Below are 24,885 nucleotides of genomic sequence, written 5' to 3' on the forward strand. Positions count from 1 at the left end.
TGGGTGAAAAAGGGGCGTGTTTACTGGGGCTTATTTGAATATGGTGCAGAGGCTTGCACAAAAAGTTATGCACAATTTCTCTGCCATTAGCATTGAGCCTGCTTAATTGGGCGACTGGGTAGTGAAGTAGCGCAGGGGTCCATTTTCATTGCCCTGTATAAAAGTCTGCTCCCAAAGTTGGCCACACCCCCTCTGGTCGATGGTGATCACGGTACTCGCGCGGGTACCGTAGCCTCCATTGCGAAGCATTGGTTCTGTCGCCGAGCTATCGGCATCAATTTGAATGAATATAGGAGAGAGCGCCCGCTCAATCTCCAGTGGTAGCCCGGTATGGGGGAGTTGTTGGTCCGGCGCGGGGGTGCGATCTTTGAGCAGTGCCAGTGCTGGCTCCACAAAGCTCTCGATTGTTACCAGTTGGTCGGCCGCAGGTATTATTTCTGCCAGCCCCGCTTTGCCCCTCTCCACCTTTGGCCAGGGTTCGTCCGGTGCGCCGTTGGAGATACCGTGAATACCCGGTTCAAACGTAAATGGCTTGTGCCGGTTTCCGGCACAGAAGAGAGTGTTTTGATTCTCAACATCAAACAGCAGGGCGTTAAAGCCCCGGTACTGCTGGGATTCCAGGTAGTGGATGAAAAGCTCAGGGCTAATTTGTTGGCTGAGGAATTTCTGCGGTATTTCCCCGCGGGATAGCGCTCCTACAGGTTCCGGTGTCCCAGGCTCCCGGATATTGGTTACAGCGGCGACCCGACCGGGGGAGACGCCGGCCCAGGTTCCCTGGGCTTCAAGGTCTCTACCCGCAATTAGCTCGGTTCCTGGCCAGCGCGCAGCTGAGGCGGCTGGCCTTTGATAGAACTCATCCCGATTGGCGATCAACAGCAGCGGGTATTTAGGGTGGCATTGATAGGCGAATAGCAGTAGACACATTGGGATGTTCCCTAGGGGCAAGCTGCCCTTCCACAGCGGGGGGCTTTACGACCATAATACGCCCTTTATTGGCAATCGCGATTCCCCCATGCTGACCTATCCCGAAATTGACCCGGTAGCCTTTGCAATAGGCCCCTTAAAAGTGCACTGGTATGGGCTGATGTACTTGGCTGGCTTTGTCGCGGCCTGGTGGTTGGCATTGCGCCGAAGTGCCAAACCCTGGTCGCCGGTTATTAAATCCGAAGTTGAGGACTTGATTCTCTACTGTGCCATTGGTGTCGTTATCGGTGGCCGCTTGGGGTACATGTTCTTTTATAACTTCCCCCAGTTGCTCGAAGACCCGATATCACTGATTCGGCTGTGGGAAGGGGGGATGAGCTTCCACGGCGGGCTGATTGGGGTAATGTTGGCCACGGCACTCTACGCGCGTAAAATTGGTACAACCTTCCCGGCTCTAATTGATTTCGTTGCTCCTCTGGTGCCCATCGGTCTTGGGCTTGGGCGGATCGGTAATTTTATTGGCCAGGAGCTTTGGGGGCGTGAAACTGAAGGCCCTTGGGGCATGGTCTTTCCAAAGGACCCGGACCTTCTGGTCCGGCACCCATCCCAGCTGTATCAAGCCTTCCTTGAGGGACTGGTTCTCTTTGCGCTGCTCTGGTGGTTCTCCAGTAAGCCGCGCCCTCGACTCGCGGTGGGTGGTATGTTCGTGATGCTCTACGGTGTATTCCGCTTCCTGGTGGAGTTTGTCAGGGAGCCCGATGGGCATATTGGTTTTGATTTATTTGGATGGATGACTCGTGGGCAGCTTTTGAGCCTGCCGATGATTATTGCCGGCATCGCATTGCTGGTGTGGAGTTATAAAACTCAGCCGCTTCCCGAGGGGCGAACTGAGCAGAAAGGTAAGAAAGCAGGGTCTTCCCGAGTTAAAGGCGGAGCATAGCAGTAGATGAAGCAGTATCTCGATCTAATGCGCCATGTGCGCGATAACGGCACCGCTAAAGGTGACCGCACCGGCACTGGTACTCTCAGTGTGTTTGGCTATCAAATGCGCTTTAATTTGGCGGAGGGTTTTCCGCTGATCACCACTAAAAAGTGCCATTTACGCTCGATTATTCACGAACTTCTGTGGTTTTTGCAGGGGGATACCAATATCCGCTATCTGCAGGACAATAAGGTGCGGATTTGGGATGAGTGGGCGACAGAGGACGGTGATTTGGGCCCTGTATATGGCCATCAATGGCGCTCCTGGCCCACTTCAGATGGTCGCCAGATCGACCAGATTGAGCAGTTGGTACACCAGTTGAAAACCCGCCCGGACTCCCGGCGCCTGATGGTTAGTGCCTGGAACCCTGCGGATCTGCCAGATGAAGGTGTTTCACCTGCTGATAATGCTCGTGAAGGGCGCATGGCCCTGGCTCCCTGCCATGCCCTGTTCCAGTTCTATGTCGCTGATGGCAAGTTGTCCTGCCAGCTGTACCAGCGAAGCGCAGATATTTTCCTCGGGGTGCCTTTCAATATCGCCTCATACAGCCTGCTGACCCTTATGCTGGCACAGGTATGCGGTTTGAAGCCCGGCGATTTTATCCACACCTTTGGTGATGCTCACCTCTACTCCAACCATATGGAGCAGGTCGAACTGCAATTGCAGCGCGACCCTCTGCCTCTGCCACAAATGCACTTGAATCCAGATGTGAAAGATCTGTTTTCTTTCCGCTTCGAGGACTTTGAACTCAAAGGTTACGAAGCCTATCCACATATTCCGGCACCTGTAGCGGTTTAAGGGGCAGTAATGACGGTTTCTATTGCTTTGATTGCGGCAGTTGCCCGCAATGGTGCTATCGGCAAGGATAATGAACTCCCCTGGCGCATCTCCGGCGATCTGCAGTTTTTTAAGCGGACCACTATGGGAAAGCCAGTAGTAATGGGACGAAAGACCTTTGAGTCTATTGGCCGCCCACTTCCGGGGCGTGTCAATATTGTCATTACGCGTAATGCTGACTGGGTTGCGGATGGTGTTGAGGTGGTCCAGTCTCTGGATAAAGCCCTGAGTCTGGCCCAAAGCTGCGCTAAGGACAGCGGCGCCACTGAAGTGATGGTTATTGGCGGAGCACAAATTTATCGCCAGGCACTGCCTCTGGCTGCCCGTTTATATGTCACCGAAGTTGACGCAAATATCGACGGGGATGCATACTTTCCCGACATGGGTGACTCGTGGGTCGAGTCGGCACGAGAGTGTTACCCGGCCTCGGACAGGAATGAGTACAACTACTCATTAGTCCAATATGACAGATTTAAATAAAAACAATTTGATCAAAAGTTGATCGATCTGTTAAATTCTCCAACAGCTTACACAAGGAACGTCGCCGCTAATGTGTGCAAGTAACCCGGGAATGTTACCCAAGTGTTACCTTGCTACCCAAGCGGGCCGATGCTGGCAATCGGCATTTGAATAATCAAATCGGCTGTTTACAATGTGCGGCTCTTAGCTGTCTTCTAACCAATGTTTTTAAAACAAAAGGACACCGCGTTGTGGCAGCTAACTCATCGCGACCATGTTGTGAAATATTGAACCCACTGGGGGGTCTAATGAAAACCAAGCGATTCATGGCTGTGGCGCTGACCACTGCGCTGTCTGCCGGCGCGCTCTACGGCAGCGTAGCCACTGCGGATACTCTCGATAACGTACTCGCCGTCGGCCAGCAGAAAACCACTGCGGCCCAGGCATCGCAAAAACGCATCGACAAGATTGCCGACGAAACCAGCAGCCTGCTGCAGGACTTCAAGGTGGTTAATAAAGAAATCGATGGTCTGCGCGTATACAACCGTCAGCTGGAAAAGCAGCTGGCCAACCAGCTCGAAGTTATCAATGAGCTGGATGAGTCTATTGCCAACGTTACTGTCATTGAACGTCAGATTCAGCCGCTGATCCTGCGTATGCTGGAAGGTCTGGAGCAGTTCATTGAGCTGGACGCACCGTTCAAGCTCGAAGAGCGTATGGCGAACCTCAACGGTGTTAAGAGCACCATGGACCGTTCCGATGTAAGTGTTGCGGAGAAATTCCGCCAGGTACTGGAGCTGTACAACTTCGAAGCGGAATACGCCCGTAAGATCGACTCTTACCGCGATACTTTGACCGTTGCCGGTCAGGAGCGCGAGGTGAGCGTTCTGCAAATCGGCCGTATCGCCCTGTTGGCTCAGACTACTGATGCAGAAATTGCCCTCGCATATGACAAAGCGCAAAAAGCGTGGGTTGAGATCGACGCTGGTGAATACCGCCGCGCTCTCATGAACGGTCTGAAAATTGCCAAGAAGCAGGCCACTATCGACATCATGACCATGCCGATTCCGGCTCCGGAGGCAGCGCAATGAAAACCTCTTTCGCCAAACGCGTTTTAGTAGCGGCAGCAGCTGGTCTGATCAGCTTCTCCGCAGTTGCTCAAGAGAAGGCCACTTCTCTGGACGACCTGCTGAAAATGGTTCAGCAGTCCAAAGTTGCCGAATCCAAAGAACACAAGCAGCGTGAAGCTGAGTTCCGCCGTCAGAAGGCGAACCAGAATGCTCTGCTAAACCAAGCCAAAAATACTCGCACCGCTGAAGAAAAGCGCTCTGCTGACCTGGAAAAGAAATACCAGGAGCAGGAAGTCGCTGTTGATCAGAAGCGTCAGCAACTGGACCAGCGCCTGGGTTCCTTGAAGGAACTGTTCGGCCATATGTCCTCTACTGCTGCCGACCTGCGTGCCAATATCGGTTCCTCTCTGGTTTCCGCTCAATACCCCAACCGTACTGAGTTCATCGATGGTCTTCTGGCCAAAATGAACAGTGCTACCCAGCTGCCGACTATCGAAGAGATCGAGCGTCTGTGGTTTGAAATTCAGCGCGAAACTGTTGAATCCGGCAAGATCGTTAAGTTTAACGCGACTGTGATCAAGCCAAATGGTGAACAGGCTGATCAGGAAGTGGTTCGTGTAGGTAACTTTAACCTGGTTTCCAATGGTAAATACCTGGAAATGAACAATGCCTACAAAATGGCTGAGCTGATCCGTCAGCCTGACGCCAAGTTCCAAGGCATGGCCGAAACTCTGCAAGCTTCTACCAGTGGCTTCAGCGCTTTCGGTGTAGACCCGACTGGTCCTACCGGTGGCTCCTACCTGAAAGCTATGATCAACAGCCCGGACATCGTAGAGCGTTGGCACCAGGGTGACATCGTTGGTTACATCATCACTGCTGTTGGTGTCTTTGCGATGTTACTGGCAATCTTCCGCCTGATCGTTCTGACCGGTGTTGGTGCCAAAGTGAATGCTCAGCTGCGTTCCTCTACTCCGAACACCAACAACCCGCTGGGTCGTGTACTGGCTGTTGCGGAAGAGAACAAAGGTGTAGACGGCGAAACTCTCGAGCTGAAGATGGAAGAAGCAGTACTGAAAGAGCGTCCGGCAATCGAATCCGGCCTCAACCTGCTGAAAATCATCGCCATGGTTGCTCCGCTGCTGGGTCTGCTGGGTACCGTTACCGGTATGATCGTAACCTTCCAGGCGATCACTATCTTTGGTGCGGGCGATCCTAAGGCAATGGCCGGTGGTATTTCCTCAGCCCTGATCACTACCGTTCTCGGTCTGTGTGTTGCTATCCCGACTGTACTGATGCACACCATCGTAAATGCCCGTGCCAAGCGTGTTCTGCATATTCTTGAAGAGCAGAGTGCTGGTATCGTGGCAGAAAACGCCGAGCGCAAATAAGAGGAGGCGGCAACATGCACGCATTAATCGACGCATGGGCCGCCGTCAACGCCTTTATGGCGTCGGGCGGGCCAGTACTGTTCCTGATCGCCGGCCTGACCTTCTTTATGTGGACGCTGATTTTTGAACGTGTTTTCTACTTTAACAAAGGCTTGAAAAGTGACGTTCAAGGTGCGGTAGACCAATGGGAGGGGCGCGGTGAGCGCAAATCCTGGGCTTCGCACCAGATCCGTTATGCGATGATTTCCCGGGTATCTGAGAAAATTCAGGACAATATGGACATGATCCAAGCCTGTGTCGCCCTGGCCCCTCTATTTGGGCTGTTGGGTACGGTTTGGGGCATGATCAACGTGTTCGACGTTCTCGCGATTACAGGTGGTGGTGACGCCAAGCAGATGGCCAGTGGTGTATCCATGGCAACTATCCCGACAATGGCGGGTATGGTTGCGGCTCTGTCAGGCGTATTTGCCAACACTTACCTCGCCCGTAAAGCTGAGCGTGAAACCCAGCTACTCGAAGATCATCTGACGATGGATCACTAAGCACACACCAGCGAATAGGCCAACTTATTTGCTGTGAAGGTTTAGCCAAGCCAGATACTTTCGCCGGGGGCTCCCTGAGCTCCCGCTGAAAAAGTTCGCTAAGAGAGTTGCTATGAGCAAAAGACAAAATACGGCAGAAGAAGAAGCCGGCGCAATTGACCTCACGCCCATGCTGGACGTGGTGTTTATCATGCTGATCTTCTTTATCGTCACCGCGACCTTTATTAAGGAGCCGGGTGCTGATGTTGAGAAGCCGCAAGCGACAACCGCTGAACTCAAGGCCGCCTCTATCCTGGTAGCGATCAACGACAGTGACGAGGTTTGGATTGCCAAAGAGAAGGTTGATGAGCGTCAGGTACGAATTGTCCTGGAGCGTCTCTACTCGGAAAACCCGAAAGGGTGGTTGGTAATTCAGCCCGATAAGGGAGCAAGTATTGAGAAGATTGCCCTGATTGCAGAAGCAGCCAGGAAGATTGGTATCAAGAAAGTTTCGGTCGCTACAGAGAAGAGTTAACAGCTATGAATCCGGTAAGACTTCTTGGGGCAGGTACATTGGCGGTAGCCACGACCTTTGGCCTCATCTTCACCATGCATCAGCTGATTGCGGCAAACATGAAAGCTCCTGAGGATAAGGAAACTTTCAAAGTTGCCGATGTGGTGATGCCTGATACGAAGATTGAAACACAGTACGACACCGCCAAGCCGGTAAAACCTGATGAGCCGGAAACTCCGCCACCGGAGATGCCTGAGCCCGATTTTGAAGAGCCGAATGTTGATGGCAACATCAATATTTCTGCTCCAAAAGCGGGAGGCGGCGTTAAGCTGTCAGGTTTCAGCTTTGGTGAAGGTGACTACCTACCGATCGTAAAAGTACAGCCTCAGTATCCCCGTCGCGCTCTACAGCGCGGTATGGAAGGCTATGTAATCGTTGAGTACACAGTGACGACAAACGGTTCTGTACGCGACCCGATCGTAATTGAGGCGTTTACTCTGCAAGGTAAACCGACCACGGTTTTCAATCGGTCTGCACTTAAGTCCGCATTGAAGTACAAGTACAAGCCGCGGGTAGTCGATGGCAAGCCGACCGAAGTTCCTAATGTTAGGACTAAGATCAGCTTTAACATGGCTAAGGACTAAGGGGGAAGCACTATGAAGTTGACGACCATCACTAAAGGTTTGTCCAAGTTCGCTCTGCGCACGTCAGTGGCGCTACCCTTGGTTCTGGCACCGACGGTCAGCGTTACCGTGCTGGATGCGGTGGGTGTGTCAGCACCTTTCGCATCTGCACAGGCGCAGGAACAAAAAAAGCCGAGCAAGCAAAAAACTCGCAAAGTTCCTGCGATGCGCGAAGTTGCGTATAAGAAGCTGGAGAAAGCCCAAGAAGCTGCTGATGCGGAGGATTGGCCAGCTGCTCTTGTAGCCCTGAAAGAAATGGATGCGGCTAAGAAGCGCTTTAATGGCTATGAAATTGCCCAGATGTACAACTTCTTCGGTGTTGTTTACTACAGCACTGAGCGTTACAAAGAGGCGATTCCCTACTTTAAAAAGGTACTGGACCAGGGTGAAAAAAACCTGCCGGTAGCTTTAGAGGTAGGCACTTTGTTTACGCTGGCTCAACTGTATTTCGTCACTGAGGATTACAAGCAGGCGATTAACTACCTGAACCAGTGGTTTAAGGTTTCCGATCGTATCACTGCTGACTCCTACGCTTTGCGTGCCACTGCTTATAATCAGCTTGGTAACCAGGATAAGGCTCTTGCGGATATCAATATAGCGGTATCCATGTACGAGAAAGAGGGCAAAGTACCAAAAGAAAATTGGTACGGTTTACAGCAGTTCATTTATTTTGAACGCACCGATTATAAGAAAGTGGCCGGTGTTCTCGAAAACCTGGTTAAGTACTATCCGAAGCCCGTTTATTACACCACCCTGGCGGCGATGTATGGCGAGTTAAAGCGCGAAAAGGACCAGCTGCATATGATGGAAGCAGCTTACCTTGCCGGAGCTTTGGAAAAGGATAGAGACCTGTTGAATATGGGGTATCTCTTTATGGGGCATGAAATGCCTTATAAAGGGGCCAAGGTGATAGCCAAGGGTATTCAAGACAAGAAGATCCCGCGTACAGCTAAAAACCTGGAAACCCTAGCTCAGGCCTACCAGATGGCACAGGAGCTGCAGAAAGCTATTCCTCAGCTGGAAGCGGCAGCCAAGCTTTCTGACAAAGGTGAAATCTATTCTCGTTTGGCCGGTATTTATCTCGACCTGGATCAGAATGAGAAAGCCATTTCCATGGGTAAAAAAGCCCTGGCAAAAGGCGGGATCAAGCGTGTTGATCAGCTGCATATCGTGATGGGTATGGCTAATGCCAACTTGAAGCGTTATGACGCAGCACTAAAGAGCCTCAAGCTTGCACGGAAAGATGAGCGCTCTGAGAAGTTCGCTAACCAGTGGATCTCTTTTGTTGAGGGTGAGCAGGAGCGTGAAAAACAATTGGCAATTTAATACTAGTTAATTGTTTAGCTCCCTGAAAGCCGCGCAGTAATGCGCGGCTTTTTTTATGCTTTTTTCTTTGCTGGCGGCAATACAAAATTTTGAGATAACCTGTATTAACAGACTATTTGCATTTTTTTGTAAATTGGCTAATGATTAATGGTAGCTGATCAGCTTTTCCATTTTCGGCATATGAATGCCGCTTATCGCACCCTAACAATAATAGGAGAGGTGTTATGGACAGAGCTTGCCAGTCGATTTCCAACCCCTTATTTTTCCCCCCACAGTTACTCGCGGGCTACACAAAGAGCCTGGGTTTTGCCGCTGCAATCACAGTTGGATTGATCTTTTTGATGAGTCAACTAATAGCTACTGATATCGAGGAGCCCAAACTCAGCCTGTTGCCTACGATAAAACCGGTACATATGCCAAAAAAAGAGATTGTTACCCAAACTTATGAGGAGCCTACACCGCCACAAGCTGTGCTGGAGCAGCCAACGATGCGGGTTGAGGAAACTGAGGTAACACCGGTTACGATGAATGTAGTGATTGGTACGCCCACTCCTGTTACTTCTACCGGGGTGCAAATAACGCGCGACCCTTTACCAGTTTATAAAGCTAAACCGCGATACCCCAATGCGGCACTGCGCAGGGGGATAGAGGGGTATGCCGTTGTAGAATTCACGGTAACCAAAACTGGGGCGGTACGTGATGCTCGTGTGGTTGGGGGCTATGATTCTAATGGTAATCCCACGAGCGTATTTGACCGCTCCGCTGTAGCCGCGGCAGAGCGGTTTAAGTATCGCCCCCAAATGGAGAATGGCCAACCAGTGGAACGCTACGGGGTACGCAATCGAATCAGTTACAAAATAGCGGAATAAAAAAACGGCCCTTTGGGGCCGTTTTGTTTAGAGCAGTTTTAATCAGTCAATTTCCCTCACCGCCCCGCGGTCTGCACTGGTGGCAAGCATGGCATAGGCTTTCAGTGCTTTGCTGACTTTACGAGGGCGCTTTTCGATTGGCGTCCAGCCATTAGGATTTTCTTCCATTTCCCTGCGCCGCTTATCGAGTTCACTTTCCTCAATAGCGATTTCAATTTTCCTCGCTGGAATGTCAATACGTATAAGGTCTCCATTGCGAACCAGAGCGATGTTACCTCCAGAAGCCGCCTCAGGTGAAACATGTCCGATAGAGAGGCCCGAAGTACCGCCTGAGAAGCGGCCATCGGTAATCAATGCGCAGTGCTCACCGAGTCCTTTGGACTTTAAATAACTGGTGGGATAAAGCATCTCTTGCATTCCAGGTCCACCTTTAGGCCCCTCATAGCGGACGATAACAGCCTCACCTTTACTGACCTTCCCTTCGAGGATATTGGAAACCGCCTCTTCCTGGCTTTCTACTACGTGGGCGGGGCCTTCGAATTTCCACAGCGACTCATCGACGCCGGAAGTCTTCACTACACAGCCATTGGGGGCCAGGTTACCAAAGAGAACGGCGAGCCCTCCCTCAGAGGAGTAGGCGTGCTCAGCAGAACGGATACAGCCACGCTGGCGGTCTGCATCTAAAGTGGACCAGCGGCATTCCTGGCTGAAAGCTGTTTGGGTGGGAACACCTGCGGGGCCCGCGCGATAGAATTCCAGTACAGATTGGTCGTCCGTGCGGCAAATATCCCAGCGTGCCAGGGCATCGGCGAGCGAACCACCGTAGGCGGTTGGTAGTGAAGAGTCGATAAGACCTGCGGCCTCCAACTCCCCGAGGATAGCCATTACACCGCCAGCGCGGTGTACATCTTCTATATGGTATTTCTCGGTATTGGGGGCAACTTTGCACAGCTGTGGAACCTCACGGGAGAGGCTGTCGATATCTTCCAGGGTGAAGTCAATCTCACCTTCCTGAGCGGTTGCCAGCAGGTGCAGGATGGTATTAGTGGAGCCTCCCATGGCGATATCGAGTGCCATGGCATTGCGGAAGGCTGTACGGTTGGCGATGTTGCGCGGCAGGGCAGTTTCGTCATCCTGCTCATAGTAGCGTTTGGTCAGGGTTACGATCTCGCGGCCAGCGCGGAGGAATAGCTCCTTGCGGTCGGCGTGAGTCGCTAGCATGGTGCCGTTACCAGGGAGTGAAAGCCCCAGGGCCTCGGTCAGGCAGTTCATGGAGTTCGCTGTAAACATACCTGAGCAGGAGCCACAGGTCGGGCAGGCAGAGCGCTCATACTCAGCAACTTCCTCGTCGGAGGCCGTATCTGTAGCGGCGATCACCATAGCATCTACTAAGTCGAGCTTGCGGTCAGCCAGTTTGGTTTTGCCGGCCTCCATCGGGCCACCGGAGACAAAGATAACTGGAATGTTCAGGCGCATGGCTGCCATCATCATTCCCGGTGTGATCTTGTCACAGTTGGAGATACAAACGAGGGCGTCGGCACAGTGGGCATTGACCATGTACTCCACTGAGTCAGCGATAATTTCGCGGCTGGGCAGGCTATAGAGCATGCCGTCGTGACCCATTGCGATACCGTCATCCACAGCGATCGTATTGAACTCCTTGGCCACGCCGCCGGCGCGTTCAATCTCCCTTGCGACAAGCTGACCCATATCTTTTAGGTGTACGTGTCCGGGGACAAACTGGGTAAAAGAGTTTGCGATGGCAATGATTGGCTTATGGAAGTCCTCGTCCGTCATACCGGTGGCACGCCACAAGGCGCGGGCTCCGGCCATATTGCGACCGGCGGTAGAGGTGCGGGAGCGGTATTGGGGCATAGTCACAGATTCCAGCTGGCAACAATGAATGCGCCAGCTTAGCAAAAAATGGACTTTCCTGGGATGTTTTTGCGCCCAAACTACCCATTAAAGGAGTATTAAGGATGGATATTTCAAATTTCTATGACTAAGTGGACTGACTTTTCCCCAGGCGTTTACGCAGGATTCTCGAATTGCGCTGAATGTTGTACAGGGACTTTCGCGCGGTAGGCAGCTCACTGATACCGACTTGTTCAAAGCCCTGCTCGATAAACCAGTGCTCTGTCTGGGTGGTGAGGACGTAGAGCTCATCAACCTGGACTGTTTGCGCCTGTCTCTCAAGGTGGCGCATCAGCTTGGCACCACGCCCGCCACCGCGAAATTCCGGGTGGCTTGCAAGGCAGGCAACTTCGGCTGCTGTGGTAGTGCCCTTATCATCCTTAATGGGATACAGAGCTGCACAGGCAACTGGAGTACCATCCACTTCCACAAGCGTGAAGTGTTCGATTTCTGCCTCGAGCTTCTCGCGGGAGCGCCGTACCAAAACGCCATCTTTCTCTAACGGGCGGATCAGTCCAAGAATGCCGCCCACATCGGTAATTCGCGCTCTGCGCACAACTTCGTAGCTGTCCCGGTAAATCATGGTACCGGCCCCTTCACGGCGGAACAGCTCCTGAATTAAGGCGCCGTTTTTACAAAAGCTAAGTAGGTGTGTACGGGCGATTCCTGCATTACAGGCTCGAATGGCGCAGCGCAGGGTTGCGCTTTGCACTTTGGGTGAAACCTGCTCTGCCTGCAAAATACTTAACTCGTGTACCGGATTTCCGTCCACTTGAAGTTGCTCAGGTTCGCGGAATAGCACTAGTTTCTCAGCGCGCAATACTCTGGAAGCCTCAGCGGCAAGATCCAGGTAATTGATATTGAAAAGCTCCCCGGTCAGGGATGTGCCCAGGGGAGAAAGGAGTACCAAGGAACCCTGATCCAGGTTTTGCTCCAGAGTGCCGGTGTCCATGCGCCGAACCGTGCCGGTCCAGCCCAGGTCTACGCCATCGAGCACGCCACTGGGGCGGGCGGTAACAAAATTGCCTGAGACCACCTTGAGGGCCGAACGCGCCATCGGTGAGTCTGGTAGTCCCTGGGAAAAAGCAGCTTCAATATCGAAGCGCAGTTTGCCCACGACGGACTTAACAATTTCCAATGTCTCTCGATTGGTAATACGCTGGCTCTCGTGAAATCGATTTTCAATGCCGCGCTCATCCAGGGCTCGATTAATTTGTTCCCGCGCGCCGTGCACAACAACCAAGCGAACCCCCAGGCTGGCAAGCAGCGCCATATCGTGCACCAGATTGCGGAAATTGGCGTGCTCTAAAGCGTCGCCGGGGATACCAACTACTAAAGTGCGACCGCGCAGGTCGTTGATGTAAGGTGCCGCGTGGCGAAACCAGTTCAGGGAGGCGTTATCGTCGCTCACTAATTCTTACCGTGTGCAAGTCTTGTGGTGTTAAAGCCCCGGAGGCTGTCGCAGGCAGATTAAAGGCAAAAGCGGCCAATCAAGTCGCGCAGAATATTGACCATAGGGTTGATACGATCCAGGGCGAGAAATTCATCCGGCTGATGAGCTTGGTCAATATCGCCGGGGCCGAGCACGATAGTGTCAATATTCAAACTCTTCAAGTAGGGCGCTTCAGTACCAAAGGCAACACTTTCAGCGGGATGGCCACAAAGTTGTTCTGCAACTTTTACTAACTCTGAATGGGCATCCTGTTCAAAGGGCGCAGTGCCGGGGAACAAAGAGGCCACTTCCACCTGAATTTTATTGTCTTGTGGAATGGTTAGGATACGTTTGTTTAGTTCTTCCCGTAGGTCCGTAAGCTGCATTCCTGGTAACGGACGAATATCAAACTGGAGTTCTGTATGGCCGCAGATCCGATTGGGGTTGTCACCCCCATGGATACAGCCTAAGTTCATCGTGGGTACTGGAACGGCGAATCCGGGGTTATTGTATTTTTGCTGCCACTCTTTTCGCAGTGTTAATAGTTCACCAATAACTTTATGCATGGCCTCGAGAGCGTTGGCCCCCAAACTGGGATCTGATGAGTGGCCGGATTGCCCAGTAATACGCACTGCTTCCATCATAACCCCCTTGTGCATACGTATCGGGCGAAGCCCGGTGGGCTCACCAATTACCGCGTAGCGCGCTTGGGGTTTGCCAGCCTGCACCAGGGCGCGGGCACCACTCATACTTGTTTCTTCATCGGCTGTTGCTAAAACAATCAATGGTTTTTGTAAAGGCTTGTCGAGAAAAGTCTGCGCAGCCTCGATAACCATAGGGAAAAAACCCTTCATATCACTGGTGCCGAGACCGTATAAGCGGTTGTCGCGCTCTAAAACCTTAAAGGGGTCCGATTGCCAGCGCCCCGCATCAAAGGGGACTGTATCAGTGTGTCCGGATAGAACGAGCCCGCCTTTATCACCACTTTTACCTCCGAGAGTAGCAATCATATTGGCTTTGTTGGGAGAGCCCTTTAAAGGCATTATCTCTACATTGAAACCAAGTCCTTCCAACCATCCACCCAGTAGCTCAACCACCGGGCGGTTACCCATATCCAGGGAAGGATCGGTTGCACTGATACTGGGGCAGGCTATCAGTTGATGTAATTGGGTCTTCAGGTCAGGTACTGCGATACTCGCCATGGTGACTTTCCCTACTCTTGTTGCGCCATTCATTCAAGATAACAGCGGCTCCGATCAGTCCTCCCCCAAGGGCGAGACGGGTTAGATCGGCATCCCGATTCCAGATTAACAGATTTACCAATAAGCCAGCGGGAATCAGTGCATTATTCATTGCGGCCAGGGTACCAGTAGAGACCTGCGTAGCACCCTTGTTCCACAAAAAGTACCCCAGACCTGATGCCACCAACCCCAACCAGAGTAGAACACCCCATTGCTGTGAGCCCTGTGGGTACTGCGGTTTCCCAAGCAGGAGCCAGGCAATAACAGTGATCAAGCTGGCGCCTACAAAAAACCAAGCGAAGGTTTGTCTCGGGAGGGGGCCTTGCTCTCTGGACATCAGGCGCTTGTATGCCACCTGCCCCACGGCAAAACATAGGTTGGCACCCTGGACAACTGCAAACCCAATCCAAAAGTCGTTACTGGGAGAGCCCCAGCGAATAGTGGCGGCTCCCAATACGGCTATGGCTGCGATAGTGAGGTTCCAGACAGAAAAGTGCCTGTTAAGGAAGTCCTCAAGGGCGGTGATATACAGGGGAGTGAAAATAGTAAATAACAATACTTCGGGGATACTGAGCAGTAAAAATGACTGGTAGTAAAACAAGTACATCAGCCCCAATTGTACCGCACCGATCACAATTAAACGTATTGCGGTACGGGGAGGGCAACCCTTCCATTTCAGCATGGGTAGAAATACCGCTGTGGCAAGGAGCACCCGTGTCATTGCGGAAAAATAGCTATCCACCTGTCCGGCCAGGTAGGCGCCTATCAAACTGAAGGAAAAGGCCCACAGAAGAGTGACAAACAACAGTAATGGCATCTGGATAAATTCGCAGGCAGCAGTAAATTGGTGGGGCAGGCCCAAGTTATGACTCCGAATACTACTGTTGCTTGTAATAAATAGATATGGATTTGGAGTTCCAAATCTATTTTTAGAGTTAGCTTGGTTTTTCAAGCAAGGTGAGGGAATAATTAAACACTGCGGCTTGGGCGGCTATTGTTCCTAGCTACCTGGTTTCCCCATCTAAGCAAATTTACGTTGCAATCATTGCGATCGATAATTACTTCTATCAGGCAAAGTCCATCGTGCTTTAGGGCATCTTTTATTGCTTTATCCAGCTCCCCCTCAGTGGTGACTTTACAACCCCAGGCGCGACCCTCTCCTGCACTGAAAACCTCGACTAACTGCGCGTACTCCCAGTTTTTAATATTGTTGTAGGGTCCATCGTGAATTTCTACTTCAATGGTGTAGCCACCGTTATTTATCAAAAAAATAATTGGATTAACGTTGTAGCGGATCATTGTGGAGATTTCCTGGGCGGTCAGTTGGAAAGACCCATCCCCAATACAGGCGATCATGCGCCCTTTTCCCATACCCAAGCTATAACCGAGAGTTGCTCCTACAGACCAGCCGATACTCCCATATTGCATTTGTATTTCGAAGCGGGCTCCATCTGGTAGCGATAGTTCCATACCGTTAAACCAGGAGTCCCCGGTTTCCACTAGCAGGGCGGTATCGCTTTCAAGCACTTTTTGGATTCGGGCAAACAGTTGTCGAATCGTTAAAGCATCGCCTCGCTTGCCTGGTTGTGGGATATGTTTTGGACTACTGACCCGGCGGTAGGCTTTTACTGCACCGTTATTGGGGTTGAGCTTATTGACCAGGGCTTCCAATAAGTCATTCATATGGACATTGCTGTAACAGGTATCTCCCAGTTGTACAGATGCTGGTAATGCAATAACGGTCTTGCTTTTGTCGAAGCATAGTTGGTGCCCGGTAGTGGTGTAATCGGTAAATATTGGGCCGGCAAAGAGCAGTGCATCGGCGGTATCAACAATTTCACTGCACCCCGGTGTACTGACTGGTCCCCAGTACATACCCATAAAATTGTCGTGAGTCTCTGAAAGCAGTCCCTTGGCATCGGCCATACAGGCTACACCGTAGCGGCTGCTCGCAGCTAGTTCCCGCAGGGATTCCTCAGCAGAGGCTGCACGTACTTTTCCCCCGGCAATCAACACTGGCCGCTCGGCAGTATTGAGGAATGCGGCAATATGATCTACCGCAGCAGCGAGTGAGTCCGGGTCGCTCGTGGCACTCCGAGCAAATCCCCGGGGGATAGGAGCTGACGTAGGAGCGCTGGCAATATTGGCTGCAATTTCGATATAGACCGGCTTACGCCGTAGCATCGCAGTATCAATTGCTCTGTCTATTGCCGCAGGAGCGAGGGATGGGTGGTGGATAATTACAGTCTCGGCTGTGACCCGTGAATAAATTTCGCTCTGATAGCTGTAATCGACCTTACCTAAAGTGTGATGCAAATACTCCCACTCAGCCTCAGAGTTCGTATTTGGTCCGCCAGAGATTGCAATTAAAGGGAGGTCTTCGGCAAAAGCACCGGCTACTGCATTAATCATGCTGAGGCCGCCGACGGAGAAGGTGACTACTGCCGCTGAGGGGCCACCGGTTGCGCGGGCATAGCCGTCGGCGGCATAGCCTGCATTTAGCTCGTTACAGCAGCTGATCATTTTGAGATCTGGGTGGAGTAGTAATTGATCCAGTAACACCAGATTGTAATCGCCAGGCAAGGCGAAGTAGTGCTCTATGCCTGCGTCTTTTAATCTTTGTGCCAGGTAGGTTCCCACTGTCCAGTTGCAAGTAGTCATGTGATTTACACGAATGAAGTGAGGGGAAGGCGAAGTTGGTGTGCGCCAGATGTCTGTTCAGCTATTGGCACAGCTTAGTTGAGATTGGTATGAGTGAGAGGAACAAAAAAGGGGGCCTAGGCCCCCTTTTTATTGCTCAATGCTACTGCAGCTTTAGCCGAACAGGCCCTTGAAGAAGTAGAAGAACAGGATCGCAATACCTGCACCCGCTGGGAGGGTGACCACCCAAGATGCGGCGATAGTGGTGATCATACGCAGGTTCAGGGCGCCAATACCCCGCGCCAGGCCAACACCCAATACCGCGCCCACCAGAGTGTGAGTCGTGGAGATTGGCAGGCCGGTACCAGAAGCCAGTACGACGGTGGAGGCCGCACCCAGCTCGGCAGCGAAGCCACGGCTCGGGGTCAGCTCGGTGATTTTCTTACCGATAGTGGCCATTACCTTAAAGCCGTATGTCGCCAGGCCCACCACGATACCGATACCGCCGAGTAGCAATATCCAGGAAGGCATAGTGGATTTAACGGTGATAGCACCGCTCTGGATGGTGTTAACTACGGCAGCCAGGGGGCCAACGGCGTTGGCGACATCGTTGGAGCCGTGAGCGAAGGCCATGGCACAGGCGGTGAAGACCATCAGGATCGCAAATACGCGCTCGACGTTGGCGAAACGGTTTTCAGCTTCAGCTGCCGGGTCGCGCTGGACACGCTTGAGCATGGTGACCCCGATACCGGCGACAGCAAGGCCCACCAGGGCGGCGATACCGGCATCCTGGATAAAGCTGAGCTGGATATTGGCATCTTTAAGAACGTGCTTGAGGCCCTTAGTAAGGGTCACCATGGCAATCATCCAGCCCACTGCAAACATGTAGAAGGGGATGTAGCGCTTGGCATTGTTGAAGGGGTCTTCCGTGTCCAGGATCAGGCGCTGGACACTGCGGAATAACAGGAAAGACAGGGTGCCCGCGAGAACCGGGGAGACCACCCAGCTAGCCACGATGCTGCCCACTTTACCCCAGGCCACTGCATCTGGGGATATACCTACCGCAGAGAAGCCGACAATTGCGCCGACAATAGAGTGGGTGGTGGATACCGGCCAGCCGAGAATACTGGCTACCAGCAGCCAGGTGCCCGCCGCCAGCAGTGCCGAAAGCATACCGTATACCAACAGCTGCGGTTGGGCGGCGAAGACTTCAGAATCGATAATGCCTTTGCGGATGGTTGCGGTAACCTCTCCGCCTGCCAAATAGGCGCCGGCAAATTCAAAGATCATGGCGATAACAATCGCCTGCTTGATAGTCAGTGCACGGGAACCTACGGAGGTACCCATGGCGTTGGCTACGTCGTTGGCACCGACGCCCCAGGCCATAAAGAAGCCTGCCACACAGGCCAAAATCAATAATATATGGCCGTATTGACTAATAATTTCCACGCCAAACCCCCTAACGTGCTAACAACAACTGCAATCGGTTGCCCACGCTGTGGGCGCGATCGGCGAGTTCACCGATCCATTCAATAACCCGGTAGAGGAACATAACGTCCACCGGAGGTAAGTTTTTCTCAATAGCAAACAGCGACGCGCGAATTTCGACTTCAAGCTTGTCTGACTTGCGCTCCAGTTCATCCAGCTCTTCGGTCATGCGTTTGGCGATATCCACCTCGCGCCCGGCAAAGCCGCTTTCCAGCAACTCGTCCAGTTCGTTGATCGCGCGCAGTGCTTGTGCAGAGGTGGCGACAGCGCTCTCCACAAAGGTGGTCATCAAGGATTGGAGAGGTGCGGGAATCTGCATCTTCCTGCCTACAGCCAGACCAGCGATATCCTGGGCAGTGTTGGCTACCTCATCCTGGGCATGCAGCAATTCCAGCAAGTCGGTCCTGGACACAGGCATAAACAGGCTGTCCGGCAGATGCAGGCGCAGGTCTCTCTTGATATCGTCAGCGCGGTTCTCCGAGGCGGAGATGCGCAGTTGGATCTGTTCTGCCTCTTTGAGGTCACCTTTGATCAGTGCTTCAAAGAAGGGGATCAGGTCAGCCGATGCCTCGTGGGCCGTAGCCATATGCTTCTCGATTGGCTTAATCGGAGAGCGGCCAAATAAGTTGGCAATATTCGACAGGGCCATGGTTAGCTCCATTGCTCAGAATGCGAAAACGGCGGCATGGTACCCCAATCGGGGCAACTTCGTAACAGTGCGTTAACAGCGCACTTTCACAGCTTGATGATAGGGCTACAATGCAACGTCGCCATATGAGAATAAAGGGGTTACCAATGGCAGAGAGCAGAGTTGCAGACCGCATACTGGAACTGCGCGGATTACTGGAAGATTTGGTGGGGCAGGGCTTTGTTAGCCGAGAGGATGCCAACCGTATTGTCGGGACCCCGCGGACAGCAGAGCAGGCCCAGATGCACCCGCTCAGCTATATCGCCAGTTGTGACCTGGCCAACCGCAAGCAACCGGGTAGTCTGCTCAATAGTAAAATCCTTAGCGCCTGGTTAGCGGAGAGCTCCTCCCACCCTTTGTATCATATTGATCCTCTGAAGGTTAATGTGAGCGCTGTCACCGAGGTGATGAGCTTCCAATTTGCCAAGCGACACCAAATTCTCTGTGTTGAGGCGAGTACCGAAGAACTTCTGGTGGCGACAGCTCAACCGTTTAACCATGGTTGGGAGGAGCAGCTGGAACATACCACTGGCCGCAGAGTACGCCGTGTGGTGGCTGATCCGGCTGATATCAAGCGACACTGCGTCGAATTCTACTCCCTTTCCAATTCGATCTCTGGTGCAAGCGGCCTTCAGGGAACCTCAACGGCAAATAACTTTGAACAGTTGCTGGAGTTGGGCGCCTTAAAGGACCCTGAAGCTAACGATCAACACATCGTCAATATCGTCGATTGGTTGTTGCAGCACGCCTTTGACCAGCGCGCCAGTGATATCCATATTGAACCGCGCCGGGAAGTGGGACGTATTCGCTTTCGTATCGATGGCGTATTGCACCCGATTCACGAGCTGCCAGACCAGGTAAATGCTGCGGTGACCAGCCGCCTGAAAATCCTCGGGCGCATGAATGTGGCGGAGAAACGCAAGCCTCAGGATGGACGCATCAAGACAAAAAGGCCTGATGGCAACGAAGTGGAGTTGCGCCTCTCCACTCTTCCCACAGCCTTTGGCGAGAAGCTGGTAATGCGGATCTTCGATCCAGAGGTCCTCGCGCGATCTTATTCCGACCTGGGACTGGGTGGTGATGACTTGGCTCGTTGGCAGGCGATGCTGTCACGGCCCAATGGTATTGTGTTGGTTACGGGCCCTACCGGTTCGGGTAAAACCACCACTTTGTATACTGGTCTTAAGCAGTTGGCCACCAGTGCAGTGAATGTTTCCACGGTTGAAGATCCTATCGAAATGGTGGAAGAGAGCTTTAACCAAACCCAGGTTCATCACTCTATTGGCTTTGATTTTGCTGCAGGTATCAGAACCCTGATGCGTCAGGACCCCGATATCATTATGGTTGGTGAGATTCGTGACCTGGAAACCGCTCAGATGGCAGTTCAAGCGGCACTGACAGGCCACCTGGTTATCTCAACCCTGCATACCAATGACGCTCCAACAGCGGTTACCCGCTTATTGGATCTGGGCTTGCCGCATTATTTATTGAAGTCCACCATTCTCGGGGTGATGGCCCAGCGCTTGGTGCGCACACTATGTCCCAGTTGCAAGCAGGAGGACAAAATTGAAGAGGCCGATTGGCAGTCTCTGGTGAAACCCTGGAGAGCGCCGTTACCGGACAAAGTCTACCGGCCGGAAGGTTGCCTGGAGTGTCGTAATACGGGCTATCGTGGGCGTCAGGGAATTTATGAAATCCTGCCATTTAGCGAGTCGGTACAAGCTATTGTCACCTCCGATTGTGATCTACAGCAACTGCGGCGCCAGGCGATGCGCGAAGGTATGAATAGCCTGAGGCTTTCCGGCGCGAAAAAAGTAGCGGCGGGTTTGACCACTGTGGCAGAGGTATTGAGGGTGGCCCCACCGCCGGATATCGCTTTCTAGCTTGGGTGGCCTCTCTGAGATAACTGTTTGAAGATGTAGAGGCCAGTGAAGTGACGCGAGGGGCGGGCTTGCTCGGCCACTCATCATTATCCGATACCATCGCTAGCTATCGGAATGCCGATAGCTAGGCAGAATTGCCCGCTGATATTCGCACCAAGGATCGACCCTCATGTTTGACAACATTCAGTGCCCAAAACCCATCCGCGCTCAACTTCAGTCACTTTGGAATGACTGGTGTGAACTGGCGGAGGCCGCGCTTGTTGTTGAGATGGAGAGCTTGCTGGCAGAGCCATTGCTTGCGCAAGGAGTGGCTCGGAGCTTAATTGGTTCAGAATTTTTTTATCAACAGTGCTGTCGCCGCCCAGAGCTTTTACGGGATTTGTTGCTTAATCAAGATCTTGGACTCTCCCTGCCGACCATAGAAAGTGATGAGGAGTTAGACCTTCAATTGCGCTTATTGCGCAACCGGGTAACGACTGAGGTCATATTTCGCGATTTTGCCGGACAGTGGGATATTCCCCAGGCATGTCTGCGCCTTAGTGAATTGGCAGAGCTATCCATTCGCACGGCGATGCAATGGCACCATGAAAAGTTAGTGGATCGCTATGGGGGGCCTCGTAGTAGAGCTGGCGATAGTCAGTCGATGGTGGTGTTGGGGATGGGCAAATTGGGAGCCCGGGAACTCAATCTCTCATCGGATATTGACCTGATTTTTGCCTACCCTGAGCCCGGTTATACCGATGGCGAAAAGAGTATAGAAAATCAGCAGTTTTTCCAAAAACTCGGTCAGCGCTTGATTAAATCGTTGGATGGAATCAATGCGGATGGTTTTGTTTTTCGTGTAGATATGCGTTTGCGTCCCTACGGTGACAGTGGTCCCCTGGTAAGCCATTTCGCTGCTCTGGAGGACTATTACCAGACTCAGGGGCGTGAATGGGAGCGCTACGCCATGGTCAAAGCTCGCCCTGTTGCTGGCAGGGAGGCGTTTTCTGAAGAGCTGATGGAGTTGTTGCGCCCATTTACTTATCGCCGCTATATCGATTTCAGTGCTATTGATGCTTTGCGTGAAATGAAAGCCTTGATACAGCGGCAAGTGCGCGCTCGCGGTTTAACGGACAATATCAAACTTGGGCGGGGCGGCATACGCGAGTTGGAATTTATTGCCCAGGCATTCCAGTTAATTCGCGGAGGCCGCGAACCCGCGCTGCGCGAGCGCAGCTTGCTCAAGCTACTGCCCCTTTTGGAAAGTGATGGCCATGTTGAACCGGGAGTGGCCAGTGAACTGACCAATTGTTATTTGTTGCTGCGGAGAGTTGAACACGCTCTTCAGGCATACCGGGATCAGCAGACACAGGCGCTCCCAGCTGAGGAGGAAGAAAGGGAAAAATTGGCATTTGCCCTGGGCCGCGATAATTGGGAGCAATTGGAGAGTGAGCTGGTCGATGTTCGTTCCTTAGTTGAGCGGGAGTTCGATACTGTAATCGCTCCACCAGAGGAGATGGCCGCCCCCAGTGTGGCTGAAGAGTGGCAGGGACTCTGGGCAAGTTGCGCCGATGAAACTGCGAATGAAGAGAATTTGCAGATTTTGGAAAGTGCAGGGTTTCTTCCTCCACCGCAGGCACTCGAGCACTTAAAGGAGCTGTGCCAGTCAACAATGGTTGCGGCACTACCTGCTTCTTCCCGTGCGCGCCTGGACCAATTTATGCCTACGCTACTGGCCGCAGCAGGGTTACAGGCTGATCCCTTGTTAGTGCTAACCCGTGTTTTACCTTTAGTGCGCTCAGTACTGCGTCGCAGTGCCTATCTCGTCCTGATTAATGAAAATCCCCCCGTGCTCAACCAGCTGGTGCGCCTCTGTAGTGCCAGTCCGTGGATTGCTGAGCAACTTGCGCGCCATCCAATTCTGCTGGATGAGTTACTGGATTCCCGCAGGTTACTAGCACCCTCTACGGCGGCAGATATTGCCAATGAGCTGCGTCTCGAATTGTTGCGGATCGATCCTGAAGATCTGGAATTGCAAATGGAGGCGCTTCGATATTTTAAACAGAGTCAAAGCCTGCGCATTGCGGCACAAGAGGTGAATGGTGCCCTGCCTTTGATGAAAGTCAGTGATTCCCTTACTTGGTTGGCAGAGGCGATATTGCAGCAGTCATTGCAACTCGCCTGGGCACAGATGGTGGATAAATACGGTGTGCCTGCGGGGGCCTCGGCAGAGGATATGCACTTTGCCATTATCGCCTATGGAAAGCTGGGGGGATTGGAGCTTGGCCACGGTTCTGACCTGGATATTGTTTTTGTGCACGATGCAGATGCGATGCAGGTTACCGACGGTAAAAGCAGTATTGATAACCTGAGCTTTTTTACCCGACTAGCACAGCGACTTATCCACATATTGCAAACCCGTACATTGAGCGGGCCTCTTTATGAGGTAGACACAAGACTGCGCCCTTCGGGTAATTCAGGACTCTTGGTGACTTCATTGGCTGCCTTTGAAAAATACCAGAGGGAGAGTGCCTGGACCTGGGAGCATCAGGCACTGGTGAGAGCTCGGTCTGTCGCCGGTAGTCTCCGCCTGAGTGAGTCGTTTCAACAGTTGCGTACGAAATTGCTTTGCCAGTCGCGAAAGAGCGATAAATTGCGTGATGAGGTGGTGGAAATGCGCAATAAAATGCGTGCGCACCTCGATAAGAGCAACGATAAAAAGTTTGATCTAAAGCACGGTGAGGGCGGTATTGTCGATATTGAATTTATGGTTCAATATGCTGCTCTGGCCTGGGCAAAAACTTCGCCCTCGATCGTGCGGTATACCGATAATATTCGCATTCTCGAAAGTCTAATTGACGCAGGCCTGATGCCGGCCCAACAAGCCGGACATCTGATCGACGCCTACAAAGCCTACCGATCTGAAGGTCATCGCCTGGCACTACAACAACTGCCAGGGATTGTGAGCGATGACCAATTCACAGCGGAAAGAAAGACCGTTCAAACAAACTGGCAGCAATTACTCGGTTAACACCGGGTTTCTACCTGCTGCCCGATTAAACTGTTTTTCAGGATTTGTAGGAGTTACCCATGTCTTTTGCCGACCGCGACGGCGTTATCTGGTTTGATGGTGAATTGGTTCCCTGGCGCGATGCCCGGGTGCATGTCCTCACTCATACCCTGCACTATGGAATGGGGGTGTTTGAAGGCGTACGGGCTTATGAAACCGGTAACGGCGCCAGTATCTTTCGTTTGCAAGAGCACACCCGTCGGTTGTTTCGCTCTGCAAAAATAATGAATATCCCAATGCCCTATAGCACTGATGAGCTGAATGAAGCTCAGCGGCTTGTGGTGCGCGAAAATAACCTGCGCCAAGCGTATCTAAGACCAATGGTATTTTATGGGTCAGAGGGAATGGGGTTGCGCGCAGAAAATCTTTCAACCCATGTGATTGTCGCTTCCTGGGAGTGGCCCAGCTATATGAGCCCCGAGGCGCTGGAGCAGGGGATTAAGGTGAATACCTCCTCATACACCCGACACCATGTGAATATCAGCATGTGTAAGGCGAAAGCCAATGGTAACTATATAAACTCGATGCTGGCGTTACAGGAGGCGGTGCGCAATGGTTGCGAGGAGGCGTTATTACTGGACCCTGAGGGTTATGTTGCTGAGGGTAGTGGAGAAAATGTCTTTATTGTTCGCGATGGGACTATTTATACCCCTGAGCTGACGTCGTGCCTGGATGGGATTACCCGCGATACAGTTATTGAGTTGGCTCGGGAGTGTGGCTACAGGGTAGTAGAGAAGCGTATCACGCGAGATGAAGTCTATATCGCTGATGAAGCGTTTTTTACTGGCACAGCGGCGGAAGTATTGCCTATTAGTGAATTGGATGGGCGTTCTATCGGCAGTGGTCGTCGCGGCCCTATCACAGGGCGTTTGCAAAATCTTTATTTTGATGTGGTACATGGGCGTAGTGCTGCGCATCGGGGCTGGCTCAGTGATGTGGCGGGCCAGGCGGAAGTAAAGATGCGAATAGCATGA

At 52.4% G+C, this 24,885-nt stretch carries 21 protein-coding genes; 13 read left to right on the forward strand and 8 right to left on the reverse strand.

Annotated features, from left to right (window positions below):
* Positions 1-102: 102 nt before the first annotated feature.
* Positions 103-924: an NRDE family protein gene (locus ACJJIR_RS01435; RefSeq protein WP_444907057.1), complete on the reverse strand. Its 822-nt coding sequence runs from the start codon at positions 922-924 to the stop codon at positions 103-105.
* Positions 925-1,012: 88 nt separating this feature from the next.
* Between ACJJIR_RS01435 and lgt the strand changes: the two genes are divergently transcribed.
* From lgt to ACJJIR_RS01485, 10 genes are all read left to right on the forward strand, one after another.
* Entirely contained in the window at positions 1,013-1,864 is an 852-nt protein-coding gene (gene lgt / locus ACJJIR_RS01440; protein WP_444908395.1) for a prolipoprotein diacylglyceryl transferase, read from the forward strand.
* A 6-nt stretch (positions 1,865-1,870) separates the two neighbouring features.
* Positions 1,871-2,704, forward strand: a complete 834-nt coding sequence (locus tag ACJJIR_RS01445; protein WP_444907058.1) for a thymidylate synthase — start codon at positions 1,871-1,873, stop codon at positions 2,702-2,704.
* A gap of 9 nt (positions 2,705-2,713) precedes the next feature.
* Complete coding sequence (locus ACJJIR_RS01450; protein WP_444907059.1) at positions 2,714-3,223, forward strand: dihydrofolate reductase; 510 nt, start codon at positions 2,714-2,716, stop codon at positions 3,221-3,223.
* Positions 3,224-3,510: 287 nt separating this feature from the next.
* Positions 3,511-4,293, forward strand: coding sequence for a DUF3450 domain-containing protein (locus ACJJIR_RS01455; RefSeq protein WP_413663573.1), 783 nt, complete (start codon positions 3,511-3,513; stop codon positions 4,291-4,293).
* Positions 4,290-5,660, forward strand: coding sequence for a MotA/TolQ/ExbB proton channel family protein (locus ACJJIR_RS01460; protein ID WP_444907060.1), 1,371 nt, complete (start codon positions 4,290-4,292; stop codon positions 5,658-5,660). Before ACJJIR_RS01455 ends, ACJJIR_RS01460 begins: the two co-directional genes overlap by 4 nt.
* A gap of 14 nt (positions 5,661-5,674) precedes the next feature.
* On the forward strand, positions 5,675-6,202 hold the full coding sequence (locus tag ACJJIR_RS01465) for a MotA/TolQ/ExbB proton channel family protein (RefSeq protein ID WP_108734755.1): 528 nt from the start codon (positions 5,675-5,677) through the stop codon (positions 6,200-6,202).
* Between the two features lie 112 nt (positions 6,203-6,314).
* Complete coding sequence (locus ACJJIR_RS01470) at positions 6,315-6,716, forward strand: ExbD/TolR family protein (RefSeq protein WP_413663571.1); 402 nt, start codon at positions 6,315-6,317, stop codon at positions 6,714-6,716.
* A 5-nt stretch (positions 6,717-6,721) separates the two neighbouring features.
* Positions 6,722-7,339, forward strand: a complete 618-nt coding sequence (locus ACJJIR_RS01475) for an energy transducer TonB (RefSeq protein WP_444907061.1) — start codon at positions 6,722-6,724, stop codon at positions 7,337-7,339.
* A gap of 12 nt (positions 7,340-7,351) precedes the next feature.
* Complete coding sequence (locus ACJJIR_RS01480; protein ID WP_444907062.1) at positions 7,352-8,704, forward strand: tetratricopeptide repeat protein; 1,353 nt, start codon at positions 7,352-7,354, stop codon at positions 8,702-8,704.
* A gap of 224 nt (positions 8,705-8,928) precedes the next feature.
* The gene (locus ACJJIR_RS01485) at positions 8,929-9,573 is read left to right on the forward strand and encodes a TonB family protein (RefSeq protein WP_444907063.1); all 645 of its coding nucleotides are present in this window, start codon (positions 8,929-8,931) and stop codon (positions 9,571-9,573) included.
* Between the two features lie 42 nt (positions 9,574-9,615).
* On the opposite strand, the gene ilvD is transcribed toward ACJJIR_RS01485, so the two are convergent.
* The 7 genes from ilvD to ACJJIR_RS01520 all read right to left on the reverse strand — a co-directional run bounded on the left by ilvD (position 9,616) and on the right by ACJJIR_RS01520 (position 18,937).
* Positions 9,616-11,448 carry a dihydroxy-acid dehydratase gene (ilvD, locus tag ACJJIR_RS01490; protein WP_444907064.1) on the reverse strand — a complete coding sequence of 611 codons (1,833 nt, stop codon included), beginning with the start codon at positions 11,446-11,448 and terminating at the stop codon, positions 9,616-9,618.
* Between the two features lie 127 nt (positions 11,449-11,575).
* A complete protein-coding gene (gene argA / locus ACJJIR_RS01495; protein WP_444907065.1) occupies positions 11,576-12,898 on the reverse strand; it encodes an amino-acid N-acetyltransferase in 1,323 nt (440 codons plus the stop codon).
* 59 nt (positions 12,899-12,957) lie between these two features.
* Complete coding sequence (gene argE, locus ACJJIR_RS01500; RefSeq protein ID WP_444907066.1) at positions 12,958-14,121, reverse strand: acetylornithine deacetylase; 1,164 nt, start codon at positions 14,119-14,121, stop codon at positions 12,958-12,960.
* Positions 14,099-15,022: a carboxylate/amino acid/amine transporter gene (locus tag ACJJIR_RS01505; protein WP_444907067.1), complete on the reverse strand. Its 924-nt coding sequence runs from the start codon at positions 15,020-15,022 to the stop codon at positions 14,099-14,101. Before ACJJIR_RS01505 ends, argE begins: the two co-directional genes overlap by 23 nt.
* Before the next feature lie 107 nt (positions 15,023-15,129).
* Positions 15,130-16,821: a thiamine pyrophosphate-binding protein gene (locus ACJJIR_RS01510; protein WP_444907068.1), complete on the reverse strand. Its 1,692-nt coding sequence runs from the start codon at positions 16,819-16,821 to the stop codon at positions 15,130-15,132.
* 153 nt (positions 16,822-16,974) lie between these two features.
* Positions 16,975-18,249 (reverse strand): inorganic phosphate transporter, encoded by a 1,275-nt coding sequence (locus ACJJIR_RS01515; RefSeq protein ID WP_282930993.1) that lies wholly within the window; start codon positions 18,247-18,249, stop codon positions 16,975-16,977.
* 10 nt (positions 18,250-18,259) lie between these two features.
* A complete protein-coding gene (locus ACJJIR_RS01520; RefSeq protein ID WP_444907069.1) occupies positions 18,260-18,937 on the reverse strand; it encodes a TIGR00153 family protein in 678 nt (225 codons plus the stop codon).
* A 146-nt stretch (positions 18,938-19,083) separates the two neighbouring features.
* Between ACJJIR_RS01520 and tfpB the strand changes: the two genes are divergently transcribed.
* From tfpB to ACJJIR_RS01535, 3 genes are all read left to right on the forward strand, one after another.
* Positions 19,084-20,859 carry a type IV pilus assembly ATPase TfpB gene (tfpB, locus tag ACJJIR_RS01525; protein ID WP_444907070.1) on the forward strand — a complete coding sequence of 592 codons (1,776 nt, stop codon included), beginning with the start codon at positions 19,084-19,086 and terminating at the stop codon, positions 20,857-20,859.
* 169 nt (positions 20,860-21,028) lie between these two features.
* The gene (glnE, locus tag ACJJIR_RS01530) at positions 21,029-23,872 is read left to right on the forward strand and encodes a bifunctional [glutamate--ammonia ligase]-adenylyl-L-tyrosine phosphorylase/[glutamate--ammonia-ligase] adenylyltransferase (protein ID WP_444907071.1); all 2,844 of its coding nucleotides are present in this window, start codon (positions 21,029-21,031) and stop codon (positions 23,870-23,872) included.
* 59 nt (positions 23,873-23,931) lie between these two features.
* Entirely contained in the window at positions 23,932-24,885 is a 954-nt protein-coding gene (locus ACJJIR_RS01535) for a branched-chain amino acid transaminase (protein WP_444907072.1), read from the forward strand.

It is taken from the genome of Microbulbifer maximicatervae (SeqCode) (assembly GCF_052467385.1).